This is a genomic window from Pseudoxanthomonas sp. SORGH_AS_0997, from assembly GCF_031453535.1.
Taxonomy (GTDB): domain Bacteria; phylum Pseudomonadota; class Gammaproteobacteria; order Xanthomonadales; family Xanthomonadaceae; genus Pseudoxanthomonas_A; species Pseudoxanthomonas_A winnipegensis.
In genome coordinates this window covers 535,982-549,465 of sequence record NZ_JAVIZI010000001.1, presented here as the reverse complement: position 1 = coordinate 549,465, position 13,484 = coordinate 535,982, and the positions used below count along the sequence as shown (strand labels likewise).

Genomic DNA, 13,484 nt, shown 5'->3' with positions numbered 1-13,484 from the left:
TGCGTGAAGGCGGTGTCCCGATCACGTGATCGACCGTGATCGGGTGCTGGTGCAGGCTCGGGCGACTGCGCGACAGACGCGGTTTTGCGAGATTTCGGCGCGCGCGTGCCCCGCTAGAGGCGCACCTTGCCGCGCAGGATGTCCACGAACATCACCCAGTCTCCGGCCAGCGAATAGAACGGATGGCGGAAGGTCGCCGGCCGGTTCTTCTCGAAAAAGAAGTGCCCGACCCAGGCGAAGCCGTAGCCGCACACCAGCGCGGCCAGCGCGAAGCCCCAGCGGCCGGTGGCCAGCGCCGCGGCCAGCAGCGCCAGCACGCCGCAGCTGCCCAGGAAGTGCAGCCGCCGCGAGGTGCGGTTGGCGTGCTCGCTCAGATAGAACGGATAGAACGCGCGAAAGGAAGCGAAGCGGCGCATGTCCGGGCGGCACTGGCGAAAGACGCGCGCAGTGTCGCGCCCGTGTCCGCGAAGGTCACGCTGCGACGCGGCGTCAGGCGTGGCGCGGCCCGAACATGATCACGGCCATCCCGCACAGGCAAAGGCCCGCGCCCAGCACGTCCCAGCGCGTCGGGCGCACGCCGTCGACGGCCCACAGCCAGCCCAGCGCCACGGCGATGTAGACCCCGCCGTACGCCGCGTACACGCGCCCCGAAGCGGTGGGATGCAGGGTCAGCAACCAGGCGAACAACGCCAGGCTCGCCGCCGCCGGCAACAGCAGCCACGGGCTGCCCTCGCGGCGCAGCCATCGCCATGGCAGATAGCAGCCGAGGATCTCAGCCAGCGCGGTGGCGAAGAACAGCAGGACAGTGGTCATGCGCCAGCGCGCTCGTGTCGCTTGATCCGCTGCCAGAGCGCCTCCTGCGCCCCCAGCTCCAGCTCGGCGAAGACCCGGCCCTCGCGCGTGGCTTCGGCCTCCATCGCGCGGAAGCGGCGCTCGAACTTGGCATTGGCATGGCGCAGCGCACTGCCGGCGTCAACGCCGGCCTTGCGCGCCAGGGTGAGGCAGACGAACAGCACATCGCCGATCTCGTCCTCCAGCCGCGCCGCGCGCTGCGGATCGTCCTCGCCGCGCGCCAGCTCGGCCCGCACCTCGTCGATCTCCTCGTACAGCTTGTCCAGCACCGGCGCCGGGCCCGGCCAGTCGAAGCCGGTCCGCGCCGCGCGCGACTGCAGCTTGGTCGCACGCTGCCATTCGGGCAGGCCGCGCGCGATCCCGGCCAGCGCCGAAGAATCGGTCTGCCCCTTGGCCGCGCGCTCCTGGCGCTTGATGTCCTCCCAGTTGGCGCTGACCGCCGCGCTGCCGTCGACCTGGGTCTGCGCGAATACGTGCGGATGGCGCCGCACCAGCTTGTCGGAGATTGTGCGCGCCACGTCCTCGAAGGCGAACACGCCCTGCTCGGCCGCCATCTGCGCATGGAACACCACCTGCAGCAGCAGGTCGCCGAGCTCGTCCTTCAGATCGTCCAGATCGCCGCGGTCGATCGCATCGGCGACCTCGTAGGCCTCCTCGATCGTGTACGGCGCGATGGTGGAGAAATCCTGTTCCAGATCCCACGGGCACCCGCCGTCGGGATTGCGCAGCTGCGCCATGATCGACAGCAGGCGTGCGATCTGCGTGCCCGGCTCGGCCATGGGGTCACCTCTTGCGATGTGGGGAAGATCGGCGGCGCGTCAGAGCCAGTCGCGCCACGGCAGCGCAGGGTCGCCCAGCGCCATGAAGTCGCCGTTGAGCAGGCTCTCGCGCCGGTTGTAGCGGAAGGCGCGGCCGTCGGGCGCCAGCAGCGCGCCGCCGGCGGCCTCCAGGATGCATTGCCCGGCCGCGGTATCCCATTCGCAGGTCGGGCCGAAGCGCGGGTACACGTCCAGCGTGCCCTCGGCGATGCGGCAGAACTTCAGCGACGAGCCCAGCGGCACCGGTTCGGCGCCCGGCAGCTGGTCCAGCACCGCCTGGGTGCGCGGATCGCGGTGCGAGCGGCTGGCGGCCACCCGCAGCGGCGCGCGCGCCGGCTGGCGCGTGCGCAGTTCGCGGTCGGTCTGGCCGTCGCGGCGCAGCGCCACCTGCCCGGCCTGGGCGTGCCACAGCGTGCCGGTGACCGGCGCCATGATCACGCCGAACACCGGCTGGTGCGCCTCGATCAGCGCGATGTTGACGGTGAACTCGCCGTTGCGCTTGACGAACTCGCGCGTGCCGTCGAGCGGATCGACCAGCCAGTAGGCGTGCCAGTCCTGGCGCGCGGCCCATGGCGTCTTGGCGCCCTCCTCGCTCAGCAGCGGCAGGTCCGGCGTCAGCCGCGCCAGCCCGTCGGCGATGATCCGGTGCGCGGCCAGGTCGGCGCGCGTGAGCGGGCTGTTGTCGGCCTTGTGCTCGACCTCGAAGTCCTCGGCATAGACCTGCATGATCGCGTCGGAGGCGTCGCGCGCGATGGTCAGCACCGCCTCGTGCAGGTCCGCGGTGATGCGACTCATGCCTGGGCCGCCAGCCACTCGCGGGCGATGAACAGCGCCGCCAGTGATCGGCCTTCGGAAAAGTCCTCGCGCAGCATCAACTGGTCCAATGCATCAAGCTTCCACGGCACCACTTCAAGTTCCTCGGGTTCATCGCCCGGCAATCGCTCGGGATACAGGTCGCGCGCGACCACCAGCCAGGACTGGTGGCTCATGTAGGTCGGCGCCAGGGTCAGGGCGCGCAGCACGTCCAGCTGGCGCGCGCCATAGCCGGCCTCTTCCTTGAGCTCGCGGTCGGCGGCCTGCAGCGGCGTCTCGCCGGCGTCGATGCGGCCCTTGACCAGGCCCAGCTCGTAACGGTGCATGCCGGCGGCGTACTCGCGCACCAGCAGCACGGTGTCCTTGTCGAGCAGCGGCACCACCACCACCGCGCCATGGCCGCCGCTGACCTGGCGGTCGAACACGCGCCGCTCGCCGTTGGAGAACTCCAGGTCGAGCTTCTCCATGCGCAGCGGGCCGACCTGATGCTCGGTCACGCCATGGATCAGCGGCAATTTGCGGCTCACGCGCCCAGCCTGCTGCCGCGCGCGGCAGCGGTCGATATCATGGGCGCATGCGAGTCGATCATCAGCCGCGAATGCTAGCAGAGCAGAACAGCACTGCGCCCGTCTTCAGGCGCGAACCATGCGCGTGACGCGCGTGCACGTGGAGGCGGCGCTGGCACCGGGGCACGAGGTCGCCCTGCCCGAGGACGCCGCCGCGCACCTGGCGCGTGTGCTGCGCCTGCGCGAAGGCGATGCCTGCGTGCTGTTCAACGGCGATGGCCACGACTACCCGGCGCGCCTGGTGTCGCTGGACAAGCGTCAGGTGCGCGCCCGCATCGAGGCCGCGCAGCCGCTGCAGAACGAATCGCCGCTGCGCATCGTGCTGCTGCAGGGCATCGCCCGCGGCGAGAAGATGGACCTGATCCTGCAGAAGGCCACCGAACTGGGCGTGGCCCAGATCCTGCCGGTCGACTCCGAGCGCTCGGAGGTCAAGCTGTCCGGCGAGCGCCTGCACAAGCGACTGGCACACTGGCAGGGCGTGGTCGTGGCCGCCTGCGAACAGTCCGGGCGTGCCCGCGTGCCGGAGGTCGCCTCCCCGCAAGCCCTGATCGCCGCCGCCGCGGCCCTGCCCGACGACGCCCTGCGCCTGCTGCTCGATCCGCAGGGCGCGCACGCCCTGAGCACGCTGCAGGCCCCGGCTTCGCAGCGGGTGGTGATCGCCATCGGCCCCGAGGGCGGCTGGTCGCCGCGCGACCGCCAGGCGCTGGAGGCCGCCGGCTTCCAGGGCCTGCGCCTGGGCCCGCGCGTGCTGCGCACCGAGACCGCCGGCCTGGCCGCCATCGCCGCACTGCAGGCGCGGCTGGGGGATCTGTAACGCAGGCCGCGATCGCGTGGTTGTTTCGGGAGGGTGCGTTTCTCGCGCTGTGCGCGAAAGTCCATGGGTTCCCGCGTTCGCGGGAACGACGGTAGAGACGTTTCAGCGGCTTTACGCTGAGAACCGCTTCAAAAAACGTTCGTTGACGGCTCGCAGCTCATCCTGCACGCGACACTGACGCGACGCGCTGTTTCAGTGCCATCGCCCCGCGTATGAGGCGTGAATCCGCAGGCGCAGGACTTCAGGCCGGCTCGGCGATCACCTGGGCGAGCATCGCCTCGATCGCCTCCAGGTCAGGCAGCAGCGCCGCCTCGTCGCCCAGCAGCACCCGCATGTGCACCCCGTGCGGCAGCGCCTCCTCGCTGGCGTCGGCCAGCAGGCCATCGCGCGGCACCGAGATCAGGCGCGGGAAGGACTGCGTCAGCAGGCCGATGTACGGCATCCCCTCGCCCCCGGTCAGCGTCTTGAGCACCACGAACTTGCTGGCGGCGTTGACGCTCTCGCGCCCCAGCCCGCCCAGCGCGACCATGGAGAACAGCGGCACCTGCCAGCCATGCCAGTCGATGGTGCCAGGCAGCCAGTGCGGCGCCTCGGCCACCGGCTGGACCGGCACCCGGGCCAGGACCTCGGCCACGGTCGCGTTGGGCAGCAGCACGCGTTCGTCGCCGGTCTGCACCAGCACGCCGCGGATTTCGTCATTGGCTCGGGACATGGCGTCAGATTCCCAGGTGTTGTGCGACGCGGCGGGCGAGTTCCTCCGGCGCGGCGATGTCGCCGCCGCCGGCTTCCAGGGCGCGCGAGGCCGCCCAGTCATAGCAGCCCTGCAGCGACTGGCCGCCGATCAGGCCGCCGCGCGCGGCCAGCATCAGCGCGGGCTCGGCGTGGGCCGGGTCGGCGCCGCTGAGCAGCAGCACGGCGGTGCGGTACGGCGGCAGCCCGCCCAGCAGCGCGGTGACATCGACGGCTTCGGCGACGAACTCGACCTTGCCGGCGGTGGCGCGCGCCGACAGATCGTCGGGCACCACGTAGACCACGCCGGCGCGGGCGACCATGCCCGCGACCGGGATGCTCACCGGCAGTGGCGAGACGCGCTCGATCTGCCGGACCAGGTTGTCGTAGCGACCGCCATCCAGGCGCAGGTGCACCAGCACGGGCTGCTCCAGCGTGTCCGGCAGCTCGGCCAGCACGCGACGGACCGCGTCGGGCCCGCCGATGCCGGCGAACAGCAGCACCGCGCCGGGCACGATCTCGCCCTTCGGCTGCGGATCGGCCGCCACACCATGCGCCGGGTCCAGCGCCTCAAGCTCAAGGTTCAGATCGCCGAACCCCGGCGGCAGCGGCGGCGGTTCGGCCGGCGCGCGCTTCTCCGGCACCGTGACCTGGAAATCCTCGACCAGCGAGAGCGTGCCGAACGAGGGCCGCGGCGGAGGCGGCGGCGCTTCGATCGCAACCGGCGGCGCCTCCGCGGCCGGCTCGGCCGGTTCGAGCGGCGCCAGCACGGGCGTGTCAACCAGGGCCTGGCGCGTCGGCGTCTCGGGCGGCGTCCAGTTGTCCAGGTCGATGACGAAGGCATCGGCCGGCTGTGCGCCGGCGGCCTCGTCCTCGAGCTCCAGCGGCGGCAGCGTGGCCGGGTCGCGATCGCCGGGCTGCGGATCCGGGACATCCGCCAACGACCAGGACACGGGCGAAGGCGAAGCAGTCTGCGTGTCCACGCCTTCGATTTGGTCGACCGACGCCTCGAGCGCGTCCGTCGGCACGTTCAAGCCCGGATCGACCGGCAGCGCGGCCGACTGCCCGGCGGCCTCGTCCAGATGCAGCTCCAGCCGCGCGCCTTCGTGCAGCTGTTCCGGCGCCGGCGGGCGGCCGGGTTCGGGCGCCTGCGGCGGTTCGATCTCCGCGCCCGGCGGCAGCACGTCGCGGTGGCCATGCAGCTTGGCGCGCAGATGCCTCGCCCAGCGCTGCGCGTCCCAGCCCTCGCGGGCGCTGGCCAGCGCGGCCTCGTCGTAGATCACGGTCAGGGCGGGATCGGCCAGGACCGCCTCCAGCCGGGCCAGCGCGTCCTCGATGGCCGGCTCCAGCGCCACCAGCACCACCTGCGGGCCGCTGGCGGCCAGCGTGTCGGCATCCAGGCTGTTGGGGTCGTCTTCCAGCGCGATCCGCGCGCCGGCGCCGAGCAGCGCGCCGCGCAGCTGCTCGCGGGCCGCGCCCGGGCGCGCCAGCAGCACCACGCGCGGCGCGGACAGGGCGGCCTCAGTCGCGGACACGGGCGATCCCCAGCAGGTCGTACACGTTGCGCATCAGATCCAGCTCCTGGTACGGCTTGCCCATGTAGCGCTGCACGCCGATCTCCAGCGCGCGCTGGCGGTGCTTGTCGCCGGTGCGCGAGGTGATCATCACGATCGGCACGCCGGCAAAGCGCGGATCGGCGCGCATGGCGGTGGCCAGCTCGTAGCCGTCCATGCGCGGCATCTCGATGTCCAGCAGCATCAGGTCGGGCACGCGCTCCTCCAGCCGCTCCAGCGCCTCGACGCCGTCGCGCGCGGTGGCCACCTCGAAGTTGTGCCGCTCCAGCACGCGTCCGGTGACCTTGCGCATGGTCAGCGAATCGTCGACCACCATCACCAGCGGCACGTGGCGCTGCTCGACCTGGGCCGAGGCCGGCACGGCCGAGACCGGCTGGGCGATATAGCGGCGCACCAGCGGCGCGGCGTCCAGGATCACCACCACGCTGCCGTCGCCGGTGATGGTGGCGCCGTAGATGCCCGGGATCGAGCCGATCTGCGGGCCCACCGGCTTGACCACGATCTCGCGGTTGCCCAGCACCTGGTCCACCGCCACGGCGGCGCGCAGCTCGCCGGCGCGCACCAGCAGCAGCGGCACCTGCGGCTGGCCTTCGGCCTTGGCCGGGGCCTGGCCGACCAGCGTGCCCAGATCGTGCAGGGCGTATTCCTCGCCGCCGTAGACATAGGAGCCGCTGCCGGACTCGTAGCGCTCGCGGCTGATGCGGCCCACGCCGCCCACCGCCGCGACCGGCACGGCGAACTGGGTCTCGCCGATCTGCACGAACACCGCCTGGGTCACCGCCAGGGTCTGCGGCAGGCGCAGGGTGAAGCGCGTGCCCTGGCCGCGGGTCGAGGCGATCTCCAGCGAGCCGCCGAGCTGGCGCACCTCGTTGTGGACCACGTCCATGCCCACGCCGCGTCCGGCCAGCTGGCTGACCTCCTCGGCGGTGGAGAAACCCGGCTCCAGGATCAGCCGCTCCAGGTCGACGTCGGCGATCTCCGCGCCGGGCTGCAGCATCCCGCGCTGTTCGGCGCGGCGGCGGATCGCGGCGTGGTCGATGCCGGCGCCGTCGTCGGCCACCTGCAGCACCATTTCCGAACCCTCGCGGCGCAGCACCACGCGCACCGTGCCCTCTTCCGGCTTGCCCGCCGCGCGGCGCGCCTGCGGCGACTCCAGGCCATGGGCCACGGCGTTGCGCAGCAGGTGTTCCAGCGGCGCGGTCATGCGCTCGAGGACGTTGCGGTCCAGTTCGCCGTGGGCGCCTTCCAGCTGCAGCTGGGCCTGCTTGCCGGTGTCGGCGGCGGCCTGGCGCAGCACGCGGCGCAGCCGCGGCACGCTGCCTTCGAACGGCACCATGCGCGCGCGCATCAGGCCGTCCTGCAGTTCCGAGCTCACCCGTGACTGCTGGCCGAGCAGGCTGTCGTTCTGCCGCGCCAGGTCGTCCAGCACGCCCTGCAGGCCGCTGATGTCGGCGGCCGATTCGGCCAGCGCGCGGGACAGCTGCTGCAACGTGGAGAAGCGGTCCAGCTCCAGCGGATCGAAGGCGGTGTCGCGCGTGTCCTGTTCGCGCTGATAGCGGGCGACGATCTGCGCCTCGGTCTCCAGGTCAAGGCGGCGCAGCTGATCGTGCAGACGCGTATTGGTGCGGTCCAGCTCGGCCATGGCCGCGCGGAAGGCACCCATCTGCTGCTCGAGGCGAGCGCGATAGATCGCCACCTCGCCGGCGTGGTTGACCAGCTGGTCGAGCAGATCGGCGCGTACGCGCACCTGCTCCTGGCCGCTGCCCGACGAGGCCTGCTCGTCCTCGCCCTGGCCATGCAGATCCAGCGGGGCCGACAGCGGCGGCAGGTCCGGGATCGGCTGCGGCACCAGCGGCGCGATGGCCACGGGCGCGGGCGCGAGCGACTCGGCGCTCGTCTCCGCGGCGGGCGGCGTCGGCTCGGCGGCGGCCTCGATGGCCCACGGCGTGCGCGGCTCGGCGTCGACGAAGGCCGCGTCGCTGGCCGGTTCGTCCGAAGACATCGCCGCACGCTCGGCCTCGGCCTGGCGGATGGCGCTGGCGTAGGAGGTGCCCAAGGCCACGTCCAGCGCAGCCAGCAGCTCCGCGTCCAGGTAGTCGGCCGACGAGGCAGTGGCCGGCTCGGGTTCGGCGGCCACCGGCTCCTCGACAAAGTCTGGCTGCGAGGGCGACTGCGTTTCGTTCTGCAGATCCCAGGCCGGCGGCGCGGGATCGCGATGCTCGTCCGTTGATACCGGCTCGTGCGGCGCCTGGCTCGCATCGGCCTCCGGCAGGAAGCCGAAGGCCTCGGCATCCTGGCTGTCCGGCATCGATTCGTCGACGGCGTCCAGCGCCTCGGCCGGTTCGGCCGGCAGCGCGTCCTCGCGCTCTGGCGAGACGGTGAACGTGAACGGCTCGGCTTGCTGGTCGGCGGCGGGCTCCTGGACGCCCGGCTCCTGCTCGTCCAGGGCTTCCGCATCGGCGTCAGCGCCGGACGGGGCCGCTTCGATCGACGGCGGCGCCTGGTCGAACGACGTCGCCTCAGGCGTGGCCGCCTGGGGCGGGGCCACGTCGTCGAAGGACACTTCCTCGATCTGCAGCTCATCGAACGCCGGCGATTCGGCCGGCGCGGCCGCACCCTCGTCCGTGGTCACCTCGCCACGCGCACGCGCGTCGAACTCGGCCACCAGCGCCGGCTGCGGGGCCACGACGCGGTAGGCGGCCGTGCGTCCGAGCATGCCGTGCAGGGCGTCGAAGCCGCGCTCCAGCAGACCGATCACGCCGCGGTCCACGTCGGTGCGGTGTTCGGCGACCTGCTCCAGCAGCGACTCGATCGCATGGCCGAGGTCGCCGATCGGCTCGATGCCGGCCATGCGCGCGCCGCCCTTGATGGTGTGCAGGTCGCGCTGCAGCCCGATCACCAGGCTGCGGTCGTCCGGCGCCTGGCGCAGGCGCGCCAGCAGGCCGTCGGAGTGGTCGAGCAGGTCGTTGCCCTCCTCGACGAAGATATCGACCAGGTCGCGGTCGAGCACGCTGAAATCCAGCAGGTGCTCGGTCTGATCCTTCGCTTCGTTGGCCACCGGCTCGCTCAAGGAGGCCGCATGAGCCTCCTCGTGCGCCGGACCATGGCCGGCCGCACCATCCAGGGCCTCGATGTCCTCGGCCTGGTCTTCGGCGAACAGCGCCTCGGGCGCGTAGTCGTCCTGGGGGGCGGCGATGTGCGTCGGCGCGGCCGGCGTGGCGGCGAACGTGGCGTCCGCCGGTTCGGGCAGCAGTGCGTCTTCGGCGGTCTCGGCGGCGGCTTCCAGCGCGACCGGGCCGCCCTGCACCACCTCGCTCACCTCGCTCACCTCGCCGACCGTCGGCTCGCTCGGCTCCGGCGCGGCTGGCGCCTGCGGCGCGAAGGCCTGCGCGTGTTCGTACCAGGCCATGGCCTCGGCCGCCGCTTCCGGCTCGGTCAGGGCGACATCGCCATCGGCCGGTGTCTGCGCCAGCGCCTCCAGCTCGGCCCGCTCCTCCTCGCTGAGCGGCTCTTCGTCGTCCAGCGCGCGCACATCGGCGTCGTCGGCGGTCTCGGGCAGGTCCTCGAAGGCGAGCAGGTCCGGGTCGATCTGCGTATCGCGCTCGGCGTGGGCCTCCAGCGAGACGTCATCGGCCGCGCCTTCCGGCTGCGGCGCGCCGGTATCGAAGGCGGCCAGTTCCGGCGGCAGCGGCGCCTCGAAGGTCGGCACCGGCGGCTCTGCCGTCGCCCTGTTGGGACGCTCGGCCTGATAATCCAGGCGCAGGTCGAACCAGGTCGCCTGGCCGTCGTCGACCGGCGGGGCGTGCGGCGCCGGCGGCTCGAACGCGTCCAGCGTCGGCACGAATTCCACATGTCCGTCGACGAAGCGCGAGAGGTCCATCGCGCCGGTGAGTTCCAGATCGACCGGCGTCTCAGGCTTCAATGGCGCCACGGGCGCCAGCCCCGGATAGGTGGCTTGATCCTGATCGTCTACCGAGGCGGTGAACAGGCGCTGGGCCGCGGGCAGGCTGTCGCGCCGCTCCTCCAGCAGCGCACGCAGCACCAGGAACTGCGGGATGCGCGGCTGCGGCTCCTGCAGCGCGGCGATGGTGGCGCGCACGGCCGCGGCCGCCGAGGCCAGTCCCTCGACGCCGGCCGGATCGGCCTGCACCTGGTTGGCCAGCAGCCGCTTGACGTACTGCTCGGCGCGGCTGGTGACCTCGGTGATCTCCGGCACATCCGCCATCGCGAAGGCGCCGTTGATCGTGTGGAAGGCGCGCAGCAGCGGCTCGCTCGCCGCGGCGGACTGGGCGTTGCGCGCCTGCGCCAGCCAGGCATCGATCACCTGCAGGTGATTGGCGACCTCGGTTTCCAGGATCTCGCGCAGCACGCTGTCCACGGTGGCGGGCGTGCCCTCGTGCGAGGGCGCGGCGGCTTCGGGCTCGTCCTGCACGGCGGCGGCAGTGGGGACTTCGCTAACCGGGGCGGCGTCGTACCACGCCTCTTCGCCGCTGGCCAGGCGCTCGGCGATCGCCTCGATCCCGGCCAGGTCGGCCTGCACGCCGGCGCGGCCGCGCAGGGCCGCATCGAGCTGGGGCAGCGTGTCGGTGGCCTGCTGCAGCAGCGTCTGCACGGCCGCGCTGGGCGGACGCGAGCCGTCCAGCACGCGATTGAGCATGTTCTCGATCTTCCACGAGAACTCGCCGAGCTGGCGCGCGCCGACCAGGCGGCCGCTGCCCTTGAGGGTATGGAAGACGCGCCGGATCGGGCGCAGGCGCTCCAGGTCGTCCGGCTTGGCCAGCCACAGCGGCAGCAGCTGGCGCAGGTTGCCGATCTCCTCGTCGAATTCCTCGAGGAAGACGTCGCGGATCTCGTCGTCGATATCGTGGCCGGACACGTCAAAGCCGGCGGCCAGCGCGGGCGCATCGGTCGCAGGCGCCACGTCCTGCGGCGGGAGCGAGGAGACCGGATAGGCGGCGTCCTCGGGCGCGGCTGTCGTTGTCGGCGACGACTGCGCGGGCGCGGCGGCCTCGGGCTCGTAGGCGAAGGCCGGCTGGCCGACCGAAGGCAGCAGCGCTTCCAGCGTGGGATCGGGCCGCAGTGCGTCTTCCGGCGCTGGCTCGGGTTCGGGCGAGCGCTCGGTGGGTTGCTCGTTGACGGGCGCCTCGGCGGCGAGATCGAATGCCGTCGCGTCCGTGTCTGCCGCGACGTCTTCGTCGGGCGCGGCCAGGGGCGGCACGTCTGCGTCAGGCGCCTGATCGGACAACTCAAGCTCCGTTGCGTCGGCCGGCGCCGGCGATGGCACCTCGTCGCGTTCACTGGCCACCGGATCGAACACCGAGGCATCGCTGGCCGTCGGTTCGAACGCCGGCAAAGCGTCGGCGTGTTCGAGCGCGTCGTGCAGGTCCAGGCGGATCGCCTGCGCGGGCGCATCGCCCTGGCCCTCGAATTCGCTGGCCACCGGGTCGAACGCCGAGGCGCTGCTCGCCTGCGGCTCGAATGCCGGCAGCGCCGGCGCACGCTCGATCTCCAGCGCCTCACCGGCGGGCACGCTGTCGGCGGCGTCCGGCATCTGCCCGACCGGCGCTGGCGCGCGCGCGCCCTCGGCTTCCGCCTGCCGCGCCTCCGGCACTTGCGGCACCGGCAGCGGCCAGTAGCGCAGTGTCTCCAGGCTGGAGCGGGTGATGCCGAGGATTTCCTCGCGGTTGGGGCGGTGCTCGCGCAGCGCCTCCAGGTAGTACTCCAGGCTGGCCATCGCATCGGCCAGCGTGTCCAGCTGCGCCCCGCCCGGCACGCGCCGGCGCTCGATCAGCTCGGTGCCGATGTAGCGGCGCACGCCTTCGACATAGTCGGCCGGCTCGGCCAGCTCGAGCATGCGCAGCGCGCCGCCGACCTCGCCCAGCAGGCGCGGCATCGCCTCCAGCTGCGCGTGGTCCCAGCCGGTCTCGATGAAGGCCACGAACTGCTGGCGCGCCTCGGCGAAATTGCGCATCGCCTCGCCGGCCAGCGCCTCGACCGTGCGCCGCGACTCGGCGGCCTGGGCATCCGGCGCGCCGCCGGCATCGCCCAGGTGCGCGACCTGGTCGTCCAGCGAGGCATCGACATAGAGCAGCGCCCCGGCGATATCCAGCAGCGCGCTCTCGTCGGGCGCGCGCCGGCCGTCGACCAGCTCGGCCAGGCAATCGCGCTGCTGCAGCACCACGTTGCGCGCCAGGCCCAGGCCCATCATGCCGAGCGTGTCGGCCACGCTGCCCAGCTGCGCCACCTGCGGCGCCAGGCCTGCGATGTCCGCGCCGGTGCGCAGCTGCAGGTCCAGCGCGTCCTTGACGCGCATCAGCTCTTCCTTGACCACACCGCCGACGGTGTCCAGCAGCGCGCGGTTGCGCCCGCTCAGGCTGCTGCGGGCGTGGTCGATCTCGGCCTGGCTGGGCGAGGCCGCGGACAGGTCGAAGGCGCGGCGCAGGTCTTCCAGCGCCGGATGTCGCGCATCGGTCTGCGCCACCTGGTAGAGCAGCAGCCGGGTGGGCTCCTGCCCGGGCGTCGCGCCCGGGACCAGCCCCTGGCGCATCTGGCGCACGGCGCGCAGCACCGCGGCGAAGCCCTGGTGCAGCGCCGGGCTGGGCGGCAGCGCGCCATCGCGCAGCGCCTCGGCCACGCTGCTGGCCACCCACAGCATGCGCCGGGCGGCAGTGTGCTCGGCCAGGCGCTGCAGCGGGATCAGGGCCGACGCCAGGGCGCCGGCGTCGGCCGGCGTCCCGTCCTCGGGCCAGCCGGCGAAGGTGCGTTCGAGATGATCGCCCGCCTGGGCGAAGCGCGCCTCGCGCGTGCTGGACGGCAGCGGCTCAGTGGCCGGCACGTCCTGCGGCAGCGGGCGGCTCAGATCCGGGGCGAACAGCACGCTCTCGCTCAGGCCGGCCTCGCCGCGCGCGGCGCGGATCTCGTTGAGCAGCGGCAGCAGCACGATCGGGATGTCGCGATGGCCGCTCTGCAGGCGCTCCAGATAGTCCGGCAGCAGTACGGTGCCGCGCATCAGCGTGGCGCAGCCCTCGGCCGGGTCGGCGACCTGGTCGTCCTGCAGGGCCTGGGCGAGCTTTTCCAGCTCCTCGGCCACCATTGCCGGCGCGTACAGCTCGACCATGTGCAAGGTGCCCTGCACCTGGTGCAGGTAGCCCACGCACAGGTGCATGCGCGAGACATCGGCCGGATGCTCGGCGAAGGACTCGATCTCCCCGCGCACCAGGCGCAGGGTCTGGTCCAGCTCGGGCTTGACCCAGCCGAGCACGGCGTGGCTCATCGCCTCGCGCAGCGCGCTCATGGCGAGCCCCGCATGAAGGCCGGG

The 13,484-nt window shown here is 72.6% G+C and carries 9 protein-coding genes; 1 reads left to right on the top strand and 8 read right to left on the bottom strand.

The genetic code is table 11. The annotated features are described in order from the left end of the window. Positions 1-113: 113 nt before the first annotated feature. The 5 genes from QE438_RS02550 to nudE form a co-directional block, all read right to left on the bottom strand. Positions 114-416: a DUF962 domain-containing protein gene (locus tag QE438_RS02550; protein ID WP_130519258.1), complete on the bottom strand. Its 303-nt coding sequence runs from the start codon at positions 414-416 to the stop codon at positions 114-116. A gap of 73 nt (positions 417-489) precedes the next feature. Then, complete coding sequence (locus QE438_RS02545) at positions 490-813, bottom strand: YnfA family protein (protein WP_306992788.1); 324 nt, start codon at positions 811-813, stop codon at positions 490-492. Next, a complete protein-coding gene (mazG, locus tag QE438_RS02540; protein ID WP_306992790.1) occupies positions 810-1,631 on the bottom strand; it encodes a nucleoside triphosphate pyrophosphohydrolase in 822 nt (273 codons plus the stop codon). Before mazG ends, QE438_RS02545 begins: the two co-directional genes overlap by 4 nt. A gap of 39 nt (positions 1,632-1,670) precedes the next feature. Further along, positions 1,671-2,465, bottom strand: coding sequence for a 3'(2'),5'-bisphosphate nucleotidase CysQ (gene cysQ, locus QE438_RS02535; protein WP_130519264.1), 795 nt, complete (start codon positions 2,463-2,465; stop codon positions 1,671-1,673). Then, complete coding sequence (nudE, locus tag QE438_RS02530; RefSeq protein ID WP_306992792.1) at positions 2,462-3,010, bottom strand: ADP compounds hydrolase NudE; 549 nt, start codon at positions 3,008-3,010, stop codon at positions 2,462-2,464. Before nudE ends, cysQ begins: the two co-directional genes overlap by 4 nt. A 118-nt stretch (positions 3,011-3,128) precedes the next feature. Here nudE and QE438_RS02525 point away from each other — a divergent pair, with 118 nt between their 5' ends. Beyond that, the gene (locus QE438_RS02525; protein ID WP_130519268.1) at positions 3,129-3,863 is read left to right on the top strand and encodes a 16S rRNA (uracil(1498)-N(3))-methyltransferase; all 735 of its coding nucleotides are present in this window, start codon (positions 3,129-3,131) and stop codon (positions 3,861-3,863) included. A 241-nt stretch (positions 3,864-4,104) separates the two neighbouring features. Here the strand turns inward: QE438_RS02525 and QE438_RS02520 are convergent, their stop codons facing one another. Genes QE438_RS02520 through QE438_RS02510 form a run of 3 tightly spaced genes read right to left on the bottom strand, consistent with a single transcriptional unit; the run spans position 4,105 to position 13,460 of the window. After that, positions 4,105-4,575, bottom strand: coding sequence for a chemotaxis protein CheW (locus tag QE438_RS02520; RefSeq protein WP_130519269.1), 471 nt, complete (start codon positions 4,573-4,575; stop codon positions 4,105-4,107). Between the two features lie 4 nt (positions 4,576-4,579). Beyond that, the gene (locus QE438_RS02515; RefSeq protein WP_306992794.1) at positions 4,580-6,127 is read right to left on the bottom strand and encodes a chemotaxis protein CheB; all 1,548 of its coding nucleotides are present in this window, start codon (positions 6,125-6,127) and stop codon (positions 4,580-4,582) included. Then, positions 6,114-13,460: an Hpt domain-containing protein gene (locus QE438_RS02510; RefSeq protein WP_307184031.1), complete on the bottom strand. Its 7,347-nt coding sequence runs from the start codon at positions 13,458-13,460 to the stop codon at positions 6,114-6,116. The genes QE438_RS02515 and QE438_RS02510 overlap by 14 nt, the downstream gene beginning before the upstream one ends. Between the last annotated feature and the right edge of the window lie 24 nt (positions 13,461-13,484).

Coding starts and splice junctions, on each gene's coding strand:
- QE438_RS02550 (WP_130519258.1), bottom strand. CDS start 416: ATGCGCCGCTTCGCTTCCTTTCGCGCGTTCTATCCGTTCTATCTGAGC.
- QE438_RS02545 (WP_306992788.1), bottom strand. CDS start 813: ATGACCACTGTCCTGCTGTTCTTCGCCACCGCGCTGGCTGAGATCCTC.
- mazG (WP_306992790.1), bottom strand. CDS start 1,631: ATGGCCGAGCCGGGCACGCAGATCGCACGCCTGCTGTCGATCATGGCG.
- cysQ (WP_130519264.1), bottom strand. CDS start 2,465: ATGAGTCGCATCACCGCGGACCTGCACGAGGCGGTGCTGACCATCGCG.
- QE438_RS02525 (WP_130519268.1), top strand. CDS start 3,129: ATGCGCGTGACGCGCGTGCACGTGGAGGCGGCGCTGGCACCGGGGCAC.
- QE438_RS02520 (WP_130519269.1), bottom strand. CDS start 4,575: ATGTCCCGAGCCAATGACGAAATCCGCGGCGTGCTGGTGCAGACCGGC.
- QE438_RS02510 (WP_307184031.1), bottom strand. CDS start 13,460: ATGAGCGCGCTGCGCGAGGCGATGAGCCACGCCGTGCTCGGCTGGGTC.